Genomic DNA, 21,460 nt, shown 5'->3' on the forward strand with positions numbered 1-21,460 from the left:
GGGATCGATCTGAGCGCCGAAGCGACGCACCACACCAAGCCCGCCGGCGGCGCCGCTGCCGCCATGGCCTCGCCGATCTTCAAGCTCGAGGACGTCGGGGTGCAGTACGGCGGCGTCCCCGCCGTCGAGAAGGTCTCGTTCGAGCTGATCGAGCGCGAGATCACCGCGTTCATCGGGCCGTCGGGCTGCGGCAAGTCGACGCTCATCCGGTGCCTGAACCGGATGAACGACCTCGTGCCGTCCGCGACCGTGACCGGCAAGGTCATGTACGGCGACCAGGACCTGTACGCGGACGACATCGACCCCGTCCAGGTCCGCAAGGTCATCGGGATGGTCTTCCAGAAGCCCAACCCGTTCCCCAAGTCGATCTACGAGAACATCGCCTTCGGGCCGCGCGTCCTCGGGATCAAGGGCAACATGGACGAGATCGTCGAGACGGCGCTGCGCAAGGCCGCGCTGTGGGACGAGGTCAAGGACCGCCTGAAGACCAACGCGTTCGGCATGTCCGGCGGCCAGCAGCAGCGCCTGTGCATCGCGCGCTGCCTGGCGATCGAGCCCTCCGTGATCCTGATGGACGAGCCGTGCTCGGCGCTGGACCCGATCTCCACCGCGGCGATCGAGGACCTGATGATCGACCTCAAGGAGCGGTACTCGATCGTCATCGTCACGCACAACATGCAGCAGGCCGCGCGCGTGTCGGACAAGACCGCCTTCTTCAACGTCTCGAAGGTCGAGGAGGGCAAGCGCGTCGGGCAGCTCGTGGAGTTCGCGCCGACGGAGAAGATCTTCACCAACCCGGCTGACGAGCGCACCAAGGAGTACGTCACCGGCAAGTTCGGCTAGGGGTGGCTGTGGCGACGCCTGGCGGATCGGACGAGGTCCCCCAGATCCCGGGTCCGCACCGCATCAGGTACCAGCAGGAGCTCCGCACGCTCGAGGCCAGCGTCCTCGGCGGGCTGGACCTCGTGCTGGAGCAGCTCGACCGCGTGACGGAGGCGCTCCAGCACCAGGACGTCGAGCTGGCGGAGTTCGTGATCGCCGACGACGACCGGATCGACGGGCGCTTCCTCGAGGTGCACCAGGGGATCCTGTCGATGCTCGCGCGCGAGGCGCCGGTGGCGGGTGACCTGCGGCTGGTGGCCGCGTTCCTGCACGTCATCAAGCACATCGAGCGGATGGGCGACCAGTGCGTGAACATCGCCAAGCTCATCCCGCTCAGCGGCCACGAGCCGCCGCGCCGGGACGAGATCCTCGAGCGGCTCATCCAGATGGGGCAGTACGCGCGCTCCGAGGTCGTGCAGTCCCAGAAGGCGTTCGCGGCGCGCGACGTGGGGCTGGCGGAGTCGCTGGTGTCGCAGGATCGCGACATCAACCGGCTCAACCGCGAGATCTTCCAGCTGGCGCTCGACGCCGGCGAGGACTACGACGTGCGCGAGTGGGCGATGCACATGACGCTCGTCGCGCGCGCGTACGAGCGCATCGGCGACAACGCCGTCGACATCGGCGAGCAGGTCGCGTTCGTGGTCACCGGGCTGTTCCGCGAGTTCTCGGACTCGTCGTCGACGTGATGCCTGTCACGTACGGCGAAACACCCGCAAAGAGCGTGTGAACAACCTGTGACCAACGGCATGTGATGGCGGGTTCGCGTCGGTGATCACCGATAGAGTTCCCGCCGTCATGAACGACCGGACCTCCGCGCCCGAGACTCCGCTGCGTGTCGCCGTTCTGGACCGCGACTCGGGCTTCCTCCAGGTGCTGACCAAGCGCCTGGACCGGCTCAGCTGGGAGCACCGCGTCATCGCGTCGCCCGTTCCCGTCGAGCACGTCGTGGCCATGCGTCTCAACGCGCTGGTGATCGACCTGGCGACGCTCGGGCCCCAGGCCTGGGAGTACCTGGAGAAGCTGTGCGCCGAGCTGCCCGGCCTGGGCATCGTCGTGTGCACCGGCCGCTCCACCGTCGCCCAGCGCGTCCGCGGCCTCCGCATGGGCGCCGACGACTGGGTCACGAAGCCGTGCCACCCGGAGGAGGTCATCGCCCGCGTCGAGGCCGTGGTGCGCCGCCGTCGCGCCGCCGAGGCTCCGGCGGGCGCCGCGCCGCTCGTCGCCGGCGAGGTCGAGATCCGCGCCGACCAGTACCAGGCGTACGTCGGCGGCAAGTCGGTCGACCTCACCCGTCGCGAGTTCGAGCTGATCCAGCTCCTGAGCGCAGCGGAGGGCCGCGTGCTCGAGCGCGAGGAGATCTACCAGCGCGTCTGGGGCTACGCGATGGCCCGCGGCGACCGCTCGGTCGACGTCTTCGTGCGCAAGCTGCGCTCGAAGCTGGAGAAGGCGTCGCCCGACTGGCGCTACATCCACACGCACTTCGGCGTCGGCTACCGCTTCGCCGCCGAGCTCCGCGAGGACGCGCAGGTCGCCGTCCCCGACGCCCCGCCGGCGGACCTCACGCCGGCACCCGCCTCCGCGCGCTCCTAGCGCACGCACCGCGCCGCGCTCCCGCGCGGCGCGGCCGACCGCCGGTCGAGCGCGTCTCGACACGGTGTCGCAAGTGCGCCTGCGATCGGGGGAGTTCGCTCAACCTGGACGAACTCGTACCGATGTTCGGGACGAGATGGCACGTAGCCGTTCCTTGAGCGCGCCGTTCGGCGAGCGCCCACGCGACCAGGTCAAGAAGGAGCGCCTGGTGAGCCGCGGGCTGGTCGTCGACCCGGGCCCCCAGCATCGCGCGAACCAGGCCCTGAGGGCGCTGGAGCGCCTGTCGCGCGCGGTCGTCGACGGGCTCCAGGAGGGCGTCGTCGTGCTGGACCGCGACCGCAGCCCGATCACGTGGAACGCCGCCGCGCTGGACATCCTGGGCATCACGGCCGACCAGCTCGCGGACGCGGTCAAGCTGTTCCCGCTCGACCGCGCGCTGGAGGAGGGCGACCGCGTGCGGGAGCTGACCGAGCGCGTGCGGCCCGACGGCGCGAGCCGCTCGGTCCAGGTCACGACGCGGCCGCTGCTCAGCGCGACCGGCGGCGTCGACGGGGTCATCTGCACGTTCTCGGACGTCACCCCGTTCGTCGACGCGGAGCGGCGCCTGACCGCCGAGCGCGACCGCGCGCAGGGCTACCTCGACGTCGCCTCCACGATCATCGTCGCGCTCGACGCCCGCGGGCGGATCGAGCTCATCAACCGCTCCGGCTGCGAGCTGCTCGGCTACGAGGAGCACGAGCTGTTCGGCGCGGACTGGTTCGACAAGGTCATCCCGCCGGCCGACCGGCTGGACGCCCGCCAGGCCTTCGCGCGGCTGGTGAGCGGCGTCGACGCCGACGCCGGCTCGCTCGAGACCGCGGTCGCGACCAAGGACGGCGAGCACCGCAAGATCGCCTGGCGCAACGCGCTCGTGCGCGACGCCGACGGCGCGGTCACCGGCGTCCTGCGCAGCGGCGAGGACATCACCGAGCGCCGCCGGGCCGAGGCGCAGGTCACGTTCCTGGCCTACCACGATCGCCTCACCGGCCTGCCCAACCGCACGCTGCTGGAGGAGCAGCTCCGGCGCGAGGTCGCGCGGGCGCGGCGCAGCGAGGGCGCCGTCGCGCTCCTGTACTTCGACCTCGACAACTTCAAGCTCGTCAACGACAGCCTCGGCCACTCCGCCGGCGACGCCGTCCTCCGCGAGACCGCCGAGCGGCTCAGCGACGTCACCCGCGCGGGCGACCTCCTGACCCGTCAGGGCGGCGACGAGTTCCTGCTCCTGCTCGACGCCGCCGGCGCCGAGGACCCGCGCGACGCCGCGATCGCCGCCGCCGCCCGCGTCGCGGCCGCGCTGGAGAAGCCGTTCGCGGTCAACGAGGCCCAGTTCCACCTCGGCGCGTCGATCGGCGTCGCGCTCTACCCCGAGCACGCGACCGACGCCGACACGCTCCTGCGCCGGGCCGACGCCGCGATGTACCAGGCCAAGCGCGCCGGCGGCTCGCAGCTCGCGTTCTTCGAGGACGACGACGATCACGACTCGCGTCGCCGCCTCTCGTTCACCTCGCGGCTCCGGCGGGCGCTCGGCGACGGGGAGCTGGAGCTGCACTTCCAGCCGATCCGCCGCGTCGCCACCCGCGAGCTCGCCGCGCTGGAGGCGCTGCTGCGCTGGAACGACCCCGAGCACGGGCTCGTCTCGCCCGCCGAGTTCATCCCGGTGGCCGAGGAGACCGGCCTGATCGACCCGATCGGCGACTGGGTCGTCGAGGAGCTGTGCCGCCAGATCGCCGCGTGGGAGGGCGAGGGCTTCACGCCGCGGGTGAGCTTCAACCTCAGCCCGCGCCAGCTCGGCCGCCGCAACCTCGTCGAGTCGATCACCAGCCGCATCGACGCGCACGGCGTCGACCGCGGCCGGCTCGTCGCCGAGCTCACCGAGTCGTCGGTGATGAGCGACCGCACGCGCAACCGCAGCCTCCTGCAGGAGCTGCACGACGCGGGCCTGCGGCTGGCGATCGACGACTTCGGCACCGGCCACTCGTCGCTCACCCGCCTGCGCGACCTGCCGGTCGACATCCTCAAGATCGACCGCTCGTTCCTGCGCCGCGTCACCGACGACGAGCAGTCCGCGGCGGTCGTCGCCGCGATCCTCGGGCTCGCGACCGCACTCGACATGCAGACGGTCGCGGAGGGCGTCGAGACGGTCGGCCAGCTCCAGTTCCTCCAGGCCCACCGCTGCCCGTTCGCGCAGGGCTTCCTGCTCGGGCGGCCCGCGAACGCGGTCGCCGTCCGGACGGCCGAGGAGCTGGCATGGAGGCGCTGACGCGGGACCTCGACACGACGTGGGTGATCATCGCCGGCGCGCTCGTGATGTTCATGCAGGCCGGGTTCGCGTGCCTGGAGCTCGGGTTCTCGCGCGGCAAGAACGTCGGCGCGGTCGTCGCGAAGGTCGTCATCAACTTCGCCACGGTCAGCGTCGTGTGGTGGATCTGCGGGTTCGCGATGGCGTTCGGCGGCGCGGGATGGTTCGCGGGGGAGAGCGGCTTCTTCCTCACGTTCGGGCACCAGATCTCCGAGGGCAGCGCGATCGCCGGGGAGATCGACGGCCACGGCATCGCGTTCGCGTTCTTCCAGCTCGTCTTCTGCGCCGTCTCGCTCGCGATCGTCTGGGGGACGACGCTCGAGCGGATGCGCTTCGTCGCGTACCCGATCTACTCCGTCGTCTTCGCGGCGGTCATCTACCCGCTCGTCGCGCACTGGATCTTCGGCGGCGGCTGGCTGAGCGACATCGGCGAGGGCGTGCAGGACTTCGCGGGCTCCACCGTCGTGCACCTGACGGGCGCGACCGGCGCGCTCGCGGCGGTGCTGCTGCTCGGCCCGCGCCGCGGCAAGTACGGCCCGGACGGGCGCCCGCGCGCGATCCCCGGGCACTCGATGCCGCTGTTCGGGCTCGGCGTGCTGATCCTCTGGCTCGGCTGGTTCGGCTTCAACGCGGGCTCGACGCTGAGCGCCGCGGACGGGCGGATCGGAGAGATCGTCTTCGTCACGAACCTCGCGGCCGCGGCCGGCGCGCTGACGGCGGCGGCGACGATCGCGCTGCGCACCGGCAGCGTCGACGTGGGCATGACGGGGAACGGCGCGATCGCCGCGCTCGTGGCCGTCACCGCGCCGTCAGGCTTCGTCGAGCTGTGGGCGGCACCGCTGATCGGCGGCGTCGCGGGCGTGCTGGTGGTGGTCAGCGTCCTGGCCATCGACAAGCGCCTGGACGACCCGGTCGGCGCGCTCAGCGCACACGGCATCGCCGGCGTCTGGGGGACGCTCTCGTGCGGGCTGTTCGCGTCGCCGCGGCTGGTCGGCTCGCCCGACGTCGTCGGCGACCCGGGCTTCTTCTACACCGGCTCGCTCGACCAGCTGCTCGTGCAGGCGGTCGGCGTCGCTGCGGCGTTCGTGGTCGTCTTCGTCCTCTCCTACGTGACGTTCGGCGTGATCAAGGCGACCCTCGGCCTCCGCGTCAGCGCCGACGAGGAGGACGAGGGCCTCGACCTCGCCGAGCACGGCATGTACGGCTACCCCGAGCAGTTCATCCCGGCCACCGGCGGGGACCTGCTCGCGTCAGCCGGTGTTGCGCATGCCGGCGGCCACGGCGGTGACTGACTCGAGCAGCGCCGGCCGCGCCCGCTGATCGCCGCCCCGCGCGCGGCGCAGCAGCTCGACCTGGACGTGCGAGATCGGGTCGATCCACGGGTTGCGGTGACGCAGCCGCTCGCGCAGCGCGGGCGACGAGGAGAGCAGCTCGTCCTGGCCGGTGATGTCGAGCACCCGCGCGACGACCTTGCCGTGCTCCTCGGTCACCTGCGGCCACAGCCGCTCGGCCAGCGGCGCGTCGACGAGCGACAGGTACCGCTCCGCGACGCCGAGGTCGACCTTCAGCAGCGCCATCTCGAGGTTCGCGATCACCGTGCGGAAGAACGCCCACTCCTCGTACATGCGGCGGTGCAGGTCGTGGTCGCCCTCGCACAGCGCCGTCCCCGCGCCGTACCACGACGGCAGCACGAGCCGGTTCTGCGTCCACGCGAACACCCACGGGATCGCGCGCAGCGCGTCGACGCTCGTCGGCTTGCCGCGCGCGGACGGGCGGGAGCCGATGTTGAGCTGCGCGAGCTCGTCGATCGGCGTCGCCTGGCGGAAGAACGGCATGAAGTCCGGGTCGTCGTGGACGAACCCGCGGAACCGCTCGCGCGAGATGCGCGCCAGGTCGGTCATCGCCGCGCAGAACTCCGGCGCGGGCGGCGCCGGCGGGTCGGCATCGGCGAGCGCCACGGCGGCCAGGGTCTGCTCGAACGAGCGCAGCGCGAGCTGCCGGTGCGCGTACCGCATCGCGATGATCTCGCCCTGCTCGGTGATGCGCATGCGCCCGCGCACGGTGCCGGGCGGCTGGCCCAGGATCGACAGGTGCGCGTGCCCGCCGCCGCGCGACGGCGAGCCGCCGCGGCCGTGGAAGAAGCGCAGCCGCACGCCCTCCGCGTCGGCCTGCGCCATCAGGCGCTCCTGCGCGCGGTAGAGCCACCACTGGCTGGCGAAGTAGCCGGAGTCCTTGCCGGAGTCCGAGTAGCCGAGCATGACCTCCTGCTCGTGGCCGATGGCCTCCAGGTGCAGCCGGTAGGCCGAGTTCGCGTAGAGCGCGGCCAGCGTCTGCTCGGCCTCCTCCAGCGCCGGGATCGTCTCGAACAGCGGGACGATGTTGACGTCGGCGCCCGTCGCGCGCGCGAGGAGCAGCGCCGCGAGCACGTCGCTGGGCTGCTGGACCATCGAGATGATGAGCGTGTCGAGCGCCTCGCGCCCGTACCGCGCCTGCGCCTCGGCGACCGCCTTCAGCGCCTGCACCGCGGCCGGCGCGTCGCCGCCTGAGAGCTTCGGCGCGTGGTCGTCCTCGTAGTGCAGCGCGTCGGTGAGCACGCTCACGCGCTGCTCCTCCGTCGTCGCGCCGCGCAGCTCCGGCACGAGGTACGCGGCGGCCTCCTGCAGGACGTCGGCGGACTGGCGGACGTCGAGCTTGGCCAGGTGGAACCCGAAGGTGCGGATCTGGATGAGGAGCCGGTGGATCTCGCCGTACGCGACCGCGCCGGCGCCGAGGCTGGAGCGGATCAGCTCCAGGTCGGCGTCGAGCTGGCGCGGGCTCGCGTACGCGCCCTCCGCGTCGCGCATCGTCCGCGCCAGGCGGGCGGAGATGAAGCTGAGCTTGCGGCGCAGCGGCTCGTGCTCGTTGCGCGGGCCCATCTGGTCGGCGATCTCCGGCAGCTCCTCCTCGTCCTTGCGCAGCGAGCGCTTCAGGGCGGGGGAGAGCGGCACGCGCTCGGCGGCCTGCGCGTAGGCGGCCGCCAGGCGGTCGACGCGGTCGCGGATGAGCTGCAGCGCGAGCGAGCGGTGCAGCTCGAGCGTCTCGGTGACCGTGCGCGCGCCGACCGAGGGGTTGCCGTCCATGTCGCCGCCGGCCCACGAGCCGAAGCGGATCGGCGGACGGCGCTGCGCGGCGGGCTGGGGGAAGACGTTCGCGAGCTCCTCGGCCAGGTCGGCCGCCGACTCGAACAGGACGTCCTCGAAGAAGAACAGCGTGCGGCGGACCTCGTCGATGACCTGCGGGCGCACGCGCCGGACCGCGTCGGTCTGCCACCACAGCGCGAGCCGCTCGCGCAGCCGCCCCTCCGCGACCCGCCGCTCGTGCGCGCCCAGCCGCTGGTCCCCCAGCTCGTCGAGCGCACGCCAGACGGCCTGCTGGTGGTCGAGGATCGAGCGTCGCGTGGCCTCCGTCGGGTGGGACGTGAGCACGAACGCGACGTCGAGCCGGTTGAGCCGCTGCGCGTTCGCCTTGCCGCGCTCGCGCAGCAGCTGCGCGGCCTCGGCGAGCGACTCGCGCTGGGGCGGCGCGTCGGGCGTGTCGGCGGCGCGGCGGCGACGGACGCGCTCGCGCTCCTCGGCGATGTTCGCGAGCGCGAGCTGCATCCCGCACGCGCGCACGATCGGCTCGAGCGCGTCGGTGGGCGTGTCGCGGAGCGTGGCGAGGAGGGCGTCGGCCTGGTCGGACTCGCCGCCGCGCAGGGCTGCGGCGGCGGCGTGGAGGCGGCGGAGCGTGCGGACGAACGCGGTGCCGGCCTGCTCGGAGAGGACGCCGAACAGGGCGTCCGACAGCAGCTCGGTCTCGGCGCGGAGGTCGTCGGCGGCCGCGTCGGGGCGTACGGCGGCAGTGGCCATGGTTCGACGGTAGCCGAGGAGGTCTCAAGCCGCATCGACCGCGGGGCGGACGTTCACAGGACCTGTGGTCGGTTGGCGCTGCCCCGCTACGACGCCGGCGACGACGAGCGCGACGCCGACGGCCTCGGTGGCGCTGACCATCTGCGCCTCGACCGCGACGGCGGCGACCGGCATGAGGCCAACGAGCAGGCCCGCGCGCGCCGCCCCGAGCGTCCCCACGGCACGGAACCAGCAGACGAACGCGACGGCGGTCGTGAGCACGGCCAGGTACGCGATCGCCGCGGCCTCCTCGCCCGTCGGCGCTCTGAGCTGCTCGCCCGTCGCCACGCTCACCACCACCAGCTGCGCCGTCGCGAGGTAGGCCGCCCACGTGGCGACGCTGAGCGGGCCGAGCCGCGGCAGCAGCGGCGCGGCCAGCACCGTGAAGAGCACCTCGCCCGCGAGCGCGCCGACGGCCAGCGCGAGCCCGAGCGCCGCGAAGCTCCCGCCCGTCCCCGTCACCAGCCCCGCCCCGGCGGCCACCACGAGAGCGCACACGACCGCGCGCCGGTCGCGCGTCAGCAACGCGAGCACGACGGGCGACGCGCCGACGACGACGCCGGTGTTCGCGCCGCCGAACTCCGCGACGGCGGCGACGACGAAGAGGTTGAACCCGGCCATGCCCGCGGCCGCCACGGCCGCCAGCACGAGCAGCTCCCTGGGGCTTGGGCGGACGAGGCGCCCACGCGCGACCGCCGTGAGGATCAACGCGCCCGCGAGGTAGCGGATCGCCTGCCCGGCCGACGCGGGGAAGTGCTCCAGCGCCGCCGTGATCGGGAACGAGGCGCCGACGACGATGGTCGCCGTGGCGCCGCTGATCCACCCTGCCCGTTCGGTCATCGCGGGAGAACGTACGCCGGCTCTGGCCTGCCGGTAAGGTCCAGATCGATGGCAATCGACCAGGCCAGATCGCGCGCGGCGCCCGTCGGGGCGGGCGACGCGGGGCGCGAGGTCCTCCTCGCGGTCCGGCGCGGCGCGGGGCCGCTGCAGGCGCAGGTCGAGGACGGGTTGCGGGAGGCGATCCGCTCCGGCCGCCTGGCCGCGGGCGAGCGCCTGCCCTCGTCGCGCGCGCTCGCCGCCGACCTCGCGGTGTCGCGTGGGGTGGTGACCGGCGCGTACGAGCAGCTCGCGGCCGAGGGGTGGCTCGTCGTGCGGTCGCGCTCGGCGCCGCGGGTGGCGGCCGGTCCGTCCGCCGCGCCGGCGTCCTCGTCCGCGCGTTCCGCCGCCGTCGAAGCGCCCGCGGCGTACGACCTGCGGCCGGGCCGCCCCGACCTCGCCGCGTTCCCCCGCCGTGCGTGGTCGCGCTGCCACGCCGAGGTGCTGCGCGACGCCCCGGACGCCGCGCTCGACTACCCCGACGCCGCCGGCGCGCCCGCGCTCCGCACCGCGCTCGCCGCCTACCGCGGGCGCGTGCGCGGGGTGGTCTGCGGCTCCGACGACGTCGTCGTGACCGCGGGCGCGGGCCAGGCGCTGATGGCGTGCGTCGACGCGCTGGCCGCCCGCGTGGCGCCGCGGCCGCCGCGCGTGGTCGTGGAGGACCCGGGCCACGGCGACGTGCGCGCGCTGCTGGAGCGGCGGGGCGCCGAGGTCGTGGCGGGACCGGTGGACGGTGATGGGCTGGTCACGGACGCGCTGCCTGCGGCCGCCGACGCGGTGCTCGTCACGCCGGCGCACCAGTTCCCGCTCGGGGTCGTGCTGGCGCCCGCCCGGCGGGCGGCGCTCCTCGCGTGGGCCGAAGCGTGCGGCGCGGTGGTGCTGGAGGACGACTACGACGCCGAGTACCGCTACGACCGCGCGCCGGTCGGCGCCCTGCAGGGCCTGCGCCCGGACCTCGTGCTGCACCTGGGGACGACCTCCAAGACGCTCGCGCCGGCGCTGCGCATCGGGTGGGTGATCGCCCCGCCGGCCTGGCGCGACGAGGTGCTGCGCGCGAAGGCCGAGCTCGACCACGGCCTCCCGGCGCTCGAGCAGCTCGCGCTCGCGACCTTCGTCGAGCGCGGCGACTACGACCGCCACCTGCGCCGCATGGCCCGCCGCTACCGCGAGCGCCGTGACGGGCTCGTCGCCGCCCTGGCCGACGCGCTCCCCGACGCCACCGTCGCGGGCGCGGCGGCGGGCCTGCATCTCGCGCTCGCCGTCCCCGCGCCGTCCGCCGCCGCGCCCGCCCCCGCCGCGACGCCCGCCGGCCCCACCCCGCGCGCCTTCGAGGAGGCGCTGGTGGGGGCGTGCCGGGACCGTGGCGTGGTCGTCGACCACCTCACGCGTCACGCGGTCGCGCCGCCGCCCGCCGCCACGCTGCTGCTCTCGTTCGCGCGCATCCCACCGCCCGCGGCGCCGCACGTGGCGCGCCTGCTCGCCGCGGCACGGGCCTCCGCAGCTACGCTTCCAGGGTCGTGAGCATCAGCCCCACCGTCCGCAACGTCGGCATCGTCCTGCTCCTCGCCATCGCGGTCTTCGCGCTGCCGGGCGGCGGCACGGGCGCGTCGGTGGTCGAGAACCTGATCCAGATCCTGTTCGCGGTCGGCATCGGGCTCTTCCTGATGCGGATGTACCGCGAGCACCGCCTCACGATCCACGGCCTCGGCGACCAGTACCGCCTCATCTTCTACGCGTCGCTCGCCGGCCTCCTCTTCGCCGCGACCGCCGCGGGGGAGTGGTGGGACGACCAGGCCCTGACGATCGCCTGGTTCGCCGTCTTCGGGCTCGCGATCTACGGCCTCGTCGCCACCTGGCGTCACTGGCGGGCTTACGCGTAACACCGGCTGCGCACTTCTGGTGCAGTCCGTGACAGCCGTGTAGCACCTCTCCCGCAAGTCTCGGGCGCATGCCCGGAGAACCTCATGCACCGCCGCGCCGCCCGGCCGACGCGCGCGGTCAGGCGACCGTCGAGCTCGTCGCGCTGCTTCCCCTCGTCGCGGTCCTCGCGCTCGCCGCGTGGCAGGTCGCCGTGTCGGTCCACACGATGTGGCGGGCCACGGTCGCGACCCGCGCCGCGGCGCGCGCGTACGCCCTGGGCGAGGATCCGCAGAAGACCGTCGACCGGCTACTGCCCCAGGGCTTCGACGACGCCGCGCGCGTGCGCACGACCGACGACGGCGAGGTCGAGGTGCAGGTGCCGCTCGACGCGGTCACCGGAGGGCGCCTCACGACGTTCACCACGACCGCCCGGTTCGAGCCGCAATGAGCCGGCCGTCCCGAGCTCTCCGCGCGCCATGGCGCAGCGCGTCCGGTCAGGCAGCCGTCGAGCTCGTCGGGATGCTGCCCGTCTACGGCGCGGTCGTGCTCGCAATCGCGCACGTCCTCGTCGCCGCGGTCACGCGCGAGCTGGCCGGCCACGCCGCCGAGGCCGCCGCCATCGCGCAGCTGCGCGGGGAGGATCCGAAGGCGGCAGCTCGCGCGGCGCTGCCCGGCTGGTCGCGGAAGGAGCTGACGGTGAAGGTCTCCGGCCGCCGCGTCAGCGTGCGGGTCGCGCCGCCGGCGCTCGTCCCCGGCGCCGGCGACGCGCTCGCCAGCACCGTGACCGCCGACGCGGGGCCGTCGTGAGCGGCGTGCTCGGGCGGCTCGCCTCGGCCTTCGTGGCGCCGCGGCCGGGGGAGCCCCGCGCCGAGGCCGCAGAGCCGCACGTCGCGGCGGGCACCCACGTGGCGGTGGTCGCGCGCGCCGCCGATGCGGCAGCGGCCGGTGGCGCCGTCGGCCTGGCGCTCGCGCGGCCCGCCGCCGTCCTGCTGCTGTGGGGCGCGCCGCCGGCCAAGGTGCATGCGCCGGCCGCCCGGCGCGCCCGCAAGGCGGCGTCGCGGCTGGCCGCGCGCGGTCACGCCGTGCGCGCGAGCGGCCGTCTCGCCGTGGTGGCGCTCGGCGACGACCTGGAGGAGGCCGGGCGGGCGGCGGCCGCGGCCGGCGACCTGCCGGTCGTGCTGGTCGTCGCGGGCCCCCGGGACGACCGTGCAGACGCGCTCGTCCGGGCCTGCGACCGGGCGATCGTCGTCGGCGATGACGCAGTCGCGGAGCTCGCGGCCGGCAGCGTCGCGGCGCTCGACGTCCCGTGCCGCACGCTCGTCCTCCCCGAGATGCCTGCCCGCGGCCTGGCCGCCGCCGGCGTGACGCTCGCCGGCGCGCTGCGCCGCCCGGTCGAGGAAGCCCTCCGATGACCCCGCGTCCCGTCCCCGGCCGTCGCGCCTCCAAGCGGCGCACCAGCGCCCGCCGTGTCCGCCTCGGCCGTGCGGTCGCGCCGTACCGCGCGTACGTCGTTCGTCGCCACGTCGCGCAGCGTCGCCCCTTCCTGCGGCTCGTCGCCCGGTATCGCGCCGCGGCGGACGAGCACGGGCAGGCGGGCATCCTGCTGCTCGCGGTCCTGCTGGTGATCGTGATCGGCGCGTTCGTGTTCGGGGCCGTCGCGCGCGGCGTCAGCGTCCAGGCCGACATGCAGCGCGCCGCCGACCTCGGCGCACTCGCCGGGGCGAAGGCGATGCACGAGGCGTACCCGCGCCTGTTCCAGCCGGTCGGCGGGATGAGCGTCGCGGAGTACACGGCGCTCGGGCGGCGGACGGCGGAGGACGTCGCGCGGCGCAACGGCGCCGACCGCGTCGAGATCCTGCTGCCGGCCGACGACCTGGCCCCCACGCGCATCGCGGTCATCGCCGCGACGACGCTGCAGGTCGATCGGCGCGAGACGCCGGTGGCGGTCACCGCGGAGGCCGAGCTGGCGCCGGTCTCCGCGCCGATCCACGCCCGCTCCGGCGACGAGTACGCCGGCCCGCTCGCCTACCGCGACGGCAAGCCGATGCGCCCCGACGTCGCGCTGGCGTACGACCGGATGGAGGCTGCGGCGGCGAAGGACGGCGTCGCGCTCACGGTCAACAGCGGCTTCCGCTCGAACGCCGAGCAGGCGGCGCTGTTCGCGGCGAACCCGGATCCCAAGTGGGTCGCACGGCCCGGCACGTCGCTCCACCGCCTGGGGACGGAGCTGGATCTCGGGCCGGAGGGCGCTTACGGGTGGCTCGCGGCGAATGCGAAGCACTTCGGATTTATACAAAGGTACTCTTGGGAACCTTGGCATTTCGGGTACGTCCGGAGCGCGGGCACGCGCTCTGTCGGCTACGGCCCCTCGAGGTCGAGTGGCGCCAGCGCGGTGCCGAACTACGTCCCGTCGCAGTACCGCGAGATGATCCGGCGGGCGGCGCAGAAGTGGAGCGTCGGCGCGGCGCTGCTGGCGGCGCAGATCCAGGCGGAGTCGTCGTTCAACCCGGAGGCGAAGTCCAGGGCTGGGGCGGTGGGGATCGCGCAGTTCATGCCTGGGACGGCGCGTGACTACGGCATCGACCCGTGGGACCCGGCGCAGGCGATCGACGCGCAGGGCGAGTACATGCACAACATGCTGCGGCAGTTCGGGTCGGTGCCGCTGGCGCTCGCGGCCTACAACGCGGGACCGGGCGCCGTCGATCGGTGCGGCTGCACGAACCCGTGGCCCGAGACCGCCACGTACGTCGCGAAGATCATGGCCATCCTCGACGGCCGCTACGACCCCGGCGCGGCCGGAGGCGGCCTCGCGGTGCGACTGGTCCGGTGACGTGGCGGTCTCTACGATCCAGGCGATGGCCTTAACGGTCGGCGACCGCGAGGTCCGCCCGCTCACGGCGGACGACGTGCTCCGCATGGTGGAGGTCGGCATCTTGGCCGAGACGGAGCCGGTCGAGCTGCTCCACGGGGTGCTCACGCGGATGAGCCCGCAGAGCCCCGAGCACGCCAGACTGGTGCTCCGGCTGAACCGCTGGCTCGCGCCAGGCTTCGCGGACGCTCGGTACGACGTGCACGTCCAGGCCCCGTTGTCGGTCCCGGACCCGACCTCGCTGCCCGAGCCCGACCTCGTGGTGGCCGAGCACACGGACGACCTCACCACCCACCGGCGCGACGCGTGGCTGGTGATCGAGGTCGCGGTGAGCTCGCAGCGCACCGACACGCGCGTCAAGCCCGCGCTGTACGCCGCCGGCGGCACGCCCGAGTACTGGGTGATCGACGTGCCCCGCAAGCAGGTCCACGTCCACGCGGACCCGACCGCCGACGGCTTCGCCTCCGAGCGCACCGCCGGCGCGGCCGAGACGCTCCAGCCCGTCGCGGTCGACATCGCTCCGCTCGACCTCGCCGACCTCTTCGCCGGGCTGTAGCCGCGCGCGGACGCCCCAGCCGCGCCCGGGGCCCGGCGCGCAGGTGGCGCGTGACCGCGCGGTGAAGGGGTGGCGCGGCGCGAGACGGGGCGGTAGGTTCACGCGGCTCGCGCCGGGACTGGGAGGTCGGGTGCGGGGAGCCAGACCAACTCGCACACCAGGGGAGTGCACAGATGCGACGTGCAGTTGCGGCCGCGGCCGCCCTCGTCCTCGTCCTGATCGCCGGGGCCCTAGCGCCCGGCGCGCCGGCGGCGGGCACCTCGGATGACCGCGCCACGAGCGCCGCGACGACGAGCTCGTCGGGCACCAAGGCGGCGAAGAAGCGCACCACCGCCGCGAGCCGCCGGGCGGCGGCCAGGCGCGCCGCCGCGGCGAAGAAGCGCGCCGCGGCCAAGAAGAAGGCGGCCGCCAAGAAGAAGGCCGCCGCGAAGAAGCAGAAGGGCAAGAAGAAGGCCAAGAGCAAGCGCGGCTCGCGCGGCAAGACCGGCAAGCGCGGCCCGAAGGGCTCGAAGGGCAAGACCGGCCCGCGCGGCCCGCAGGGCCCGCCCGGCCCCGCCGGCCCGCAGGGTCCGCAAGGGCCGCAGGGCCCGCCGGCGCCCCCGCCCGCCGACCAGACGCTCCGCGTCCTGGCCATCAACGACTTCCACGGCCATCTCGAGCCGCCGACCGGCTCCTCCGGCCGCATCCCGACCGGGCCCAGCACGACCGTCGATGCAGGCGGCTCGGTCTACCTGGCGACCCACGTCAAGACCCTCGCGGCGCAGAAGGCCAACAGCGTCTTCGTCGGTTCCGGCGACCTGATCGGCGGCAGCCCGCTGATCTCCGGGCTCTTCCACGACGAGCCCACCGTGGAGGTCATGAACGAGATCGGGATGGACTACGCCGGCGTCGGCAACCACGAGTTCGACGAGGGCGCGGCCGAGCTGCTCCGCGTCCAGTTCGGCGGCTGCCATCCGATCGACGGCTGCCAGGACGGCGACGGCTTCCTCGGCGCGGCGTACGACTACCTCGCCGCGAACGTCCGCCACACCGGGACGGACGACACGCTCCTGCCGCCCTACAAGATCAAGCGCGTCGGCGACATCCCGGTCGCGTACATCGGGCTCACGCTCGAGGGCACGCCGAGCATCGTCACGCCGTCGGGCGTCGCGGGCCTCACGTTCGACGACGAGGCGCGCACGGTCAACCGGCTCGTCCGCGATCTCAGCGACAGCCTGGGTGTCGAGACGTTCGTGATCCTCCTCCACGAGGGCGGCCAGCAGAACCCGCCGTACGCCGCCGGCTTCCAGGACGTCGACCGGTGCGAGAACCCGACCGGCGACGTCTTCGCGATCGCCGACGCGCTGTCCGCCAAGGTCGACGCGGTCCTCTCGGCCCACACGCATCAGCCGTACATCTGCCAGCGCGGCGGGAAGGTCGTCACGAGCGCCGCGTCGTTCGGGCGCCTGGTCACCACCCTCGACCTGACGCTGTCGGGGACGACGCGGGACGTCACGGCGATCGCCGCCGACAACCACATCGTGACCCGGGACGTCACGCCGGACGACGACGTCAAGGCGATCGTCGACAAGTACAAGCCGCTCTCGGAGGTGGTCTCCAGCCGCGTCGTCGGCCAGACCACCGCGCCGATCGACCGGACCGCGACGGCGGCCGGCGAGACGCCGCTCGGCGACGTGATCGCCGACGCCCAGCTCGCCGCGACGAGCCCGGCCGGCAAGGGCGGCGCGCAGATCGCGTTCATGAACCCCGGCGGCATCCGCCAGGACATCACGACGACGGGCGACGTCACGTATGGCCAGCTGTACGACGTGCAGCCGTTCGGCAACACGCTCGTGGTGAAGACGTTGACGGGCGCCCAGCTCGACGCGCTGCTCGAGCAGCAGTTCGACAACCCCTCGGTGGGCCAGAACCGGATCCTCCAGGTGTCCGAGGGCTTCACGTACACGTGGAGCCTGTCCGCGCCGAAGGGCAGCAAGGTGAGCAACCTGCAGCTCAACGGCAACCCGATCGACCCCGCGGCGACGTACCGGGTGACCATGAACTCGTTCCTCGCGACCGGCGGCGACGGGTTCACCGTGTTCAACCTCGGCACCGACCAGCTCGGCGGCGACGTCGACCTCGACGCGCTGGAGGCGTACTTCGACGCCGGCTCGCCGGTCGCGCCCGGGCCGACCGACCGCATCACGCGGGTCCCGTAGCGCCGTGCGACAGCCCGCGGCGGCCGCAGCCCGGCCGCCGCGGTCTTCGCCGCCCTTCATCGGCGGTTGAGGTCGACCTGGGCGGACTGGGGGAGCACGAGGAACCCCCGACCGAGAGGAGCTCCATGGAGCCCGAGATCCCGCAGATCGATCGCACCCCGTACGCCGCTCGCCGCCGCCGCGTCTTCGCCGGCGTGCTGGCCAGCGCCGTGCTCGCCACCGGCGGCGCCGCCGTCGCGATGGCCGACGACGGCGCGACCGCGTCCGGCAGCCAGGGCGGCGCCGCCCCCGCCGCCACGACGATCCAGGACGAGCAGCGCCCGCAGGACGGCAGCCGCGACGACTGCCCGGAGAAGGACGGCGCGGGCGGCAGCTCCGCGGAGTCCGGTGACGCCGGCGCCGCGCAGTCGTACGCCGCGCCGTCCGGCGAGGTCTGACCCACCCGACCCCCGGCCCGCCCCGCCGCACGGCGGGGCGGCTCGGGCGACGCTGTCACGATGGGTCCATGCCGATCTCGACCCGCCTGATGCCCGCCGCCTTCGCCGTCTCCGCTGCCCTCGCCGCCGGGTGCGGAGAGGAGGTGAGCGAGCTCAACGAGCAGATCGACTCGGCCCAGCAGCAGGTCCAGGAGGCCGAGCAGCGCGTGCAGGACGCGCGCGACGCGCTGGAGGACCCGGGCGCCGCGGCCGAGGAGGAGGCGCGCCGGCAGCTCGACGAGGCCGAGCAGGCGCTCGATCAGGCCGTGCAGGAAGCGGCCGAGTAGCCCCGGACTCGACACCTGGGCCGAGCCGGTTCCGACTTCCGGGCTGGACGAACCGGGGGTGGACGCGCTTCACTGTCCGGTGCCCAACCCCGGCTAGGAGATCGCCATGCCCATCGGAGCCCCGGAGCTCATCATCATCCTCATCGTCGCGCTGATCGTGCTCGGCCCGAAGCGGCTCCCGTCCGCCGGCCGCTCGCTCGGCGCCTCGATCCGCGAGTTCAAGGACGGCATCCGCGACGCCGACCCGCGCACGGAGCTGAACGCCGACCGTTCCGAGCGGCCCGCCGCCTAGCGCGGCCCTAGCTCGCGCCGACCTCGAGCGCCACGTCGACGTTCCCGCGCGTCGCGTTCGAGTACGGGCACACCTGGTGCGCGGCCTCGGTGAGCTGCCGCGCGGTCTCGTCGTCCAGGTCCGGGATGTCCACCCGGAGCGCGACGGCGAGGCCGAAGCCACGGTTCTCGGTCGGCCCGATGCCGACCGTCGCGGTGACCGTCGACGCGCCGAGCTCGACCTTCTGGCGCCGCGCGACCGCGTGCAGCGCGCTGTGGAAGCAGGCCGCGTAGCCCGCGGCGAAGAGCTGCTCGGGGTTCGTCCCGCCGTCCTCGCCGCCCATCGCGACGGGGATCGCCAGGTCGACGTCGAGGACGCCGTCTGAGCTGCGCGCGTGGCCGTTGCGGCCTTCGCCGGCGGCGGTGGCCTGGGCCTCGTAGAGGATCTTCATCGCGCCACATGCTCACCGATCGCGCGTCCGGCGTCCTCCATCGCCGCGGCGTCGGTCGCGACGTGGACGCCGCCCAGCCCCAGCTCGGCCTGCGCGGCGGCGTCGAGGGTGGTGGAGCCGACGACCGCGTGGAGCGGCACGCCCGCCGCCCGGCAGCGCGCCGCGACGGCCCCGACGATCTTCCCCTGGAGCGTCTGCGAGTCCAGGCGGCCCTCGCCGCTCACGCAGGCCGCCGCGCGCGCCAGCCGGTCGTCGAACCGCAGGGCGTCGAGGACGAACCCCGCGCCGTCGACGAGCTCGGCGCCGTACTGCGCCCACAGCCCGCCCGACAGCCCGCCTGCTCCGCCGCTCCGCGGCACGCCGCGTGGATCGCGCGGCAGGGATTCCGCGAACGCGTGCAGGCGGGCGGTCAGGCGGGCGACGCACGCCGGGTCCGCCCCCTTCTGCGGCCCGAAGACCTCCGCCGCGCGCTCGAAGGGCACGGTCACGTCGCACAGGCAGACGACCGTCACGCCGGACGGGAGGTCGCCGATCGCCTCGATCGCGCCGCGGCCGCCGTCGGTCGTCGCGCTCCCACCCACCGTCACGACCACCCGCCGCGCGCCGTGCTCGCGCACCGCCGCCGCGATCAGCATCCCGGTCCCGCGCGTGGTCGCCGCCTCGGCGTCGCGCTCGTCCTCCGCGACCAGCCCGAGCCCCGACGCGGCGGCCATCTCCACGATCGCGGTCGCGCCGTCGTCGACCAGCCCGAAGGGCGCGCGCAGCGGCCGGCCGAGCGGGTCCACGGCGTCGGCGTGGACGATCGTTCCCCCGAGCGCCGCGACGAGGATGCCCATCGTGCCCTCGCCGCCGTCGGCGACCGGGCAGACGTCGGCGATGGCGCCGGACGCCTCGATGCCGCGGGCGATCGCGGCCGCGACCTCGTCGGCGGCGTACGTGCCCTTGAAGGAATCCGGTGCGACGAGGACGCGAGGAGCGGGGGTCAAAGCGCGCCGAGTACAGCACACCGAACGTGACACCGGGGTCACGATGGGCGTAGCATGCGGCCATGGGTCTGCGCCGGAGGAGGGCGGCAGAGTCCGTGCCGCACGGCACGGAGCCGGTGCTGCGCGCCGTCGTCCCCGTCGACGACGAGTGCGACCTCGCCCTCGTGGGCGCGGCGTGCGACCTCGCCCGGCGCGAGCGGGCGCGGCTGGAGATCGTCGTCGGGATCGCGCGGCCGACCATGACGTGCTGGTTCGGCCCGAGCCCCGTCGTCCTCACCGAGAGCCTCGAGGAGCTGAGCGCGTCGCTGCTCGAGCGGTCGCTCGCCGCCGTCTGCCCCGACGTGTGCCTGACCTACCGGCAGGTTCGCGGCAGCGCGCGCCGGCACGTGCTGGAGAACGCCGGCGAGGAGATCGGGACGGTGATCGTCCTTCACGGCGGCACGCGGCTCCCGATGCGCGCCGCACGGCGCTGCCAGGAGTCGTCGCTGGTGTTCGTGCCCGCGCCGGCGCCGGCCGGCCGCCTCAGCGGCGCAGCTCCAGCGTGATCAGCCCCCACGCGGGGAACGGCGACGTGTAGGTCTTGGCCAGCGGCTCGGCGTCCTCGGCGCCGGGGACCGGGTCGTACGTGTGGTTCTCGCCGCGGAAGCTCACCGCGCTCAGCTGCGGGAAGCGGTCGAGGATGCGCACGCCCATCTCGTGGACGAGCTGCTGGATCGACTCGGACACGAAGTCGTCGAACGTCGACAGGACGAGCGGCAGCACCGCGGGCGGGTCGAGCGCGGCGTCCGGCGCGCCGAACCGCCAGTGCACGTCGAGGTGGACGTACAGCGGGCGGTCGGTGCGCTCGGGCAGCGTCGTCACGTCGTCGCGGGCGAACTTCGTGAACGCGCTCCCGGTCGTCTTCAGCAGGCGCAGCCCGACGTGGCCCGACCGCGCCGCGACGAGCGACACGGCGCCGTCGGCCGCGCGCGTCAGCTCCAGCTCCGCCACCGCGTGGTCGCCGTCCACGCGCCGGAAGAGCTTCCCGGACTCCGCCACGAACGGCTGCGCGGCGGCCGACATCCGCAGCCCCTCCATGTCCGGGTACGTCCCGAGGAAGTGGCGGCCGAGGTGGTCGAGCAGCCCTTCGAGCGTCGCGCCGTCGTACGCGTGCGCCTGGCGCAAGATCACGTTCTTCATCGTGTCCGTCGCGACCACGGCGGAGTTGTCGCCCTCGGTGTACGCGGGGAGGAACCCCTGCCCGAGCACCTCCATCGACACGTCCGCCGCCAGCAGCCGCTCGCCGCGGACGAGGTGGACGGGGACCTGGAGCTTGCCGTAGCTGATGTGCGCGTCGGTCAGGGCGCCGTTCCTTCCGTGCGGAGGTCGTCGGGGGCGAGGTCGGCGAGGCGCAGCCGGGCGATCTTCGCGATCTCCGCGAGCGCCGTCCGCTCCTCGGTCTGCGGGTCGTGCGTGAGGCGCTCGGCGGCCGCGGCGATGATCGTGTCCGGCCCGGCGTGCTCGCGGACGCAGACGACGAAGGGGAACCCGAACCGCTCCCGGTACGCGTCGTTCAGCGCGGTCAGACGCTCGAACTGCGTGGGCGTGAGGCGGTCGAGCCCGGCACCGGCCTGCTCGCGCGCGGACTCGGCGGTGAGGTCGCCGGCGATCGCGGCGCGCCCGGCGAGGTCGGGGTGGGCGCGGATCAGCGCGAGCCGGGCGTCCCGCGGCGCGGCGTCCACGGCCCGGACCATCGCGGCGTGCAGCGCGTCCACCGAGGCGTGCGGCCCCGCGTCGTAGGCCGCCGCGGCGATCCACGGCGAGCCCTCGAACACGCCGCCGAAGCGTGCGACGAACGTCTCCCGCTCCATGGGGCGGGCACCCTAGCGCCGGGCCGGAAGAGCCGCAACGATTC

The 21,460-nt window shown here is 74.3% G+C and carries 23 protein-coding genes; 17 read left to right on the forward strand and 6 right to left on the reverse strand.

Annotated elements, in window-relative coordinates; translation table 11 throughout:
- Positions 1–63: 63 nt before the first annotated feature.
- The 5 genes from pstB to AC1UE5_RS01100 all read left to right on the forward strand — a co-directional run bounded on the left by pstB (position 64) and on the right by AC1UE5_RS01100 (position 6,102).
- A complete protein-coding gene (gene pstB / locus AC1UE5_RS01080) occupies positions 64–843 on the forward strand; it encodes a phosphate ABC transporter ATP-binding protein PstB (protein WP_482920679.1) in 780 nt (259 codons plus the stop codon).
- Between the two features lie 2 nt (positions 844–845).
- On the forward strand, positions 846–1,568 hold the full coding sequence (phoU, locus tag AC1UE5_RS01085) for a phosphate signaling complex protein PhoU (protein WP_482920209.1): 723 nt from the start codon (positions 846–848) through the stop codon (positions 1,566–1,568).
- A gap of 109 nt (positions 1,569–1,677) precedes the next feature.
- On the forward strand, positions 1,678–2,472 hold the full coding sequence (locus tag AC1UE5_RS01090) for a response regulator transcription factor (protein WP_482920210.1): 795 nt from the start codon (positions 1,678–1,680) through the stop codon (positions 2,470–2,472).
- A 136-nt stretch (positions 2,473–2,608) separates the two neighbouring features.
- Complete coding sequence (locus AC1UE5_RS01095) at positions 2,609–4,771, forward strand: putative bifunctional diguanylate cyclase/phosphodiesterase (protein WP_482920211.1); 2,163 nt, start codon at positions 2,609–2,611, stop codon at positions 4,769–4,771.
- A complete protein-coding gene (locus AC1UE5_RS01100) occupies positions 4,759–6,102 on the forward strand; it encodes an ammonium transporter (RefSeq protein ID WP_482920212.1) in 1,344 nt (447 codons plus the stop codon). The genes AC1UE5_RS01095 and AC1UE5_RS01100 overlap by 13 nt, the downstream gene beginning before the upstream one ends.
- Here AC1UE5_RS01100 and AC1UE5_RS01105 read toward each other — a convergent pair.
- Both AC1UE5_RS01105 and AC1UE5_RS01110 read right to left on the reverse strand, forming a co-directional pair.
- Complete coding sequence (locus tag AC1UE5_RS01105) at positions 6,061–8,697, reverse strand: phosphoenolpyruvate carboxylase (protein ID WP_482920213.1); 2,637 nt, start codon at positions 8,695–8,697, stop codon at positions 6,061–6,063. The genes AC1UE5_RS01100 and AC1UE5_RS01105 overlap by 42 nt on opposite strands.
- A 24-nt stretch (positions 8,698–8,721) precedes the next feature.
- On the reverse strand, positions 8,722–9,576 hold the full coding sequence (locus AC1UE5_RS01110; RefSeq protein ID WP_482920214.1) for a DMT family transporter: 855 nt from the start codon (positions 9,574–9,576) through the stop codon (positions 8,722–8,724).
- 48 nt (positions 9,577–9,624) lie between these two features.
- Here AC1UE5_RS01110 and pdxR point away from each other — a divergent pair, with 48 nt between their 5' ends.
- From pdxR to tatA, 11 genes are all read left to right on the forward strand, one after another.
- The gene (pdxR, locus tag AC1UE5_RS01115) at positions 9,625–11,133 is read left to right on the forward strand and encodes a MocR-like pyridoxine biosynthesis transcription factor PdxR (protein WP_482920215.1); all 1,509 of its coding nucleotides are present in this window, start codon (positions 9,625–9,627) and stop codon (positions 11,131–11,133) included.
- Complete coding sequence (locus AC1UE5_RS01120; protein WP_482920216.1) at positions 11,130–11,492, forward strand: hypothetical protein; 363 nt, start codon at positions 11,130–11,132, stop codon at positions 11,490–11,492. Before pdxR ends, AC1UE5_RS01120 begins: the two co-directional genes overlap by 4 nt.
- A 68-nt stretch (positions 11,493–11,560) precedes the next feature.
- Positions 11,561–11,920: a hypothetical protein gene (locus tag AC1UE5_RS01125; RefSeq protein WP_482920217.1), complete on the forward strand. Its 360-nt coding sequence runs from the start codon at positions 11,561–11,563 to the stop codon at positions 11,918–11,920.
- A 71-nt stretch (positions 11,921–11,991) separates the two neighbouring features.
- Entirely contained in the window at positions 11,992–12,279 is a 288-nt protein-coding gene (locus tag AC1UE5_RS01130) for a hypothetical protein (protein WP_482920218.1), read from the forward strand.
- Positions 12,276–12,884 carry a hypothetical protein gene (locus AC1UE5_RS01135; RefSeq protein WP_482920219.1) on the forward strand — a complete coding sequence of 203 codons (609 nt, stop codon included), beginning with the start codon at positions 12,276–12,278 and terminating at the stop codon, positions 12,882–12,884. The genes AC1UE5_RS01130 and AC1UE5_RS01135 overlap by 4 nt, the downstream gene beginning before the upstream one ends.
- Positions 12,881–14,302 carry a transglycosylase SLT domain-containing protein gene (locus tag AC1UE5_RS01140; RefSeq protein ID WP_482920220.1) on the forward strand — a complete coding sequence of 474 codons (1,422 nt, stop codon included), beginning with the start codon at positions 12,881–12,883 and terminating at the stop codon, positions 14,300–14,302. The genes AC1UE5_RS01135 and AC1UE5_RS01140 overlap by 4 nt, the downstream gene beginning before the upstream one ends.
- A gap of 25 nt (positions 14,303–14,327) precedes the next feature.
- A complete protein-coding gene (locus AC1UE5_RS01145; protein WP_482920221.1) occupies positions 14,328–14,897 on the forward strand; it encodes a Uma2 family endonuclease in 570 nt (189 codons plus the stop codon).
- A gap of 173 nt (positions 14,898–15,070) precedes the next feature.
- Positions 15,071–17,095, forward strand: a complete 2,025-nt coding sequence (locus tag AC1UE5_RS01150) for a bifunctional metallophosphatase/5'-nucleotidase (protein WP_482920222.1) — start codon at positions 15,071–15,073, stop codon at positions 17,093–17,095.
- Positions 17,096–17,220: 125 nt separating this feature from the next.
- Positions 17,221–17,532, forward strand: coding sequence for a hypothetical protein (locus AC1UE5_RS01155; protein WP_482920223.1), 312 nt, complete (start codon positions 17,221–17,223; stop codon positions 17,530–17,532).
- A gap of 68 nt (positions 17,533–17,600) precedes the next feature.
- Entirely contained in the window at positions 17,601–17,858 is a 258-nt protein-coding gene (locus AC1UE5_RS01160; protein ID WP_482920224.1) for a hypothetical protein, read from the forward strand.
- Between the two features lie 106 nt (positions 17,859–17,964).
- Positions 17,965–18,150 (forward strand): twin-arginine translocase TatA/TatE family subunit, encoded by a 186-nt coding sequence (gene tatA, locus AC1UE5_RS01165; RefSeq protein ID WP_482920225.1) that lies wholly within the window; start codon positions 17,965–17,967, stop codon positions 18,148–18,150.
- A 7-nt stretch (positions 18,151–18,157) separates the two neighbouring features.
- Here tatA and AC1UE5_RS01170 read toward each other — a convergent pair whose 3' ends face one another.
- Together AC1UE5_RS01170 and AC1UE5_RS01175 are read right to left on the reverse strand one after the other, a co-directional pair.
- Entirely contained in the window at positions 18,158–18,580 is a 423-nt protein-coding gene (locus AC1UE5_RS01170; RefSeq protein ID WP_482920226.1) for an organic hydroperoxide resistance protein, read from the reverse strand.
- Positions 18,577–19,566 (reverse strand): glycerate kinase family protein, encoded by a 990-nt coding sequence (locus AC1UE5_RS01175; RefSeq protein ID WP_482920227.1) that lies wholly within the window; start codon positions 19,564–19,566, stop codon positions 18,577–18,579. Before AC1UE5_RS01175 ends, AC1UE5_RS01170 begins: the two co-directional genes overlap by 4 nt.
- A gap of 95 nt (positions 19,567–19,661) precedes the next feature.
- Between AC1UE5_RS01175 and AC1UE5_RS01180 the strand changes: the two genes are divergently transcribed.
- Positions 19,662–20,111, forward strand: a complete 450-nt coding sequence (locus AC1UE5_RS01180) for a hypothetical protein (protein ID WP_482920228.1) — start codon at positions 19,662–19,664, stop codon at positions 20,109–20,111.
- On the opposite strand, the gene AC1UE5_RS01185 is transcribed toward AC1UE5_RS01180, so the two are convergent.
- Both AC1UE5_RS01185 and uraD read right to left on the reverse strand, forming a co-directional pair.
- The gene (locus tag AC1UE5_RS01185; RefSeq protein WP_482920680.1) at positions 20,089–20,820 is read right to left on the reverse strand and encodes a factor-independent urate hydroxylase; all 732 of its coding nucleotides are present in this window, start codon (positions 20,818–20,820) and stop codon (positions 20,089–20,091) included. The genes AC1UE5_RS01180 and AC1UE5_RS01185 overlap by 23 nt on opposite strands.
- An 83-nt stretch (positions 20,821–20,903) precedes the next feature.
- A complete protein-coding gene (uraD, locus tag AC1UE5_RS01190) occupies positions 20,904–21,416 on the reverse strand; it encodes a 2-oxo-4-hydroxy-4-carboxy-5-ureidoimidazoline decarboxylase (protein ID WP_482920229.1) in 513 nt (170 codons plus the stop codon).
- Between the last annotated feature and the right edge of the window lie 44 nt (positions 21,417–21,460).

Source organism: Parviterribacter multiflagellatus (assembly GCF_056863265.1).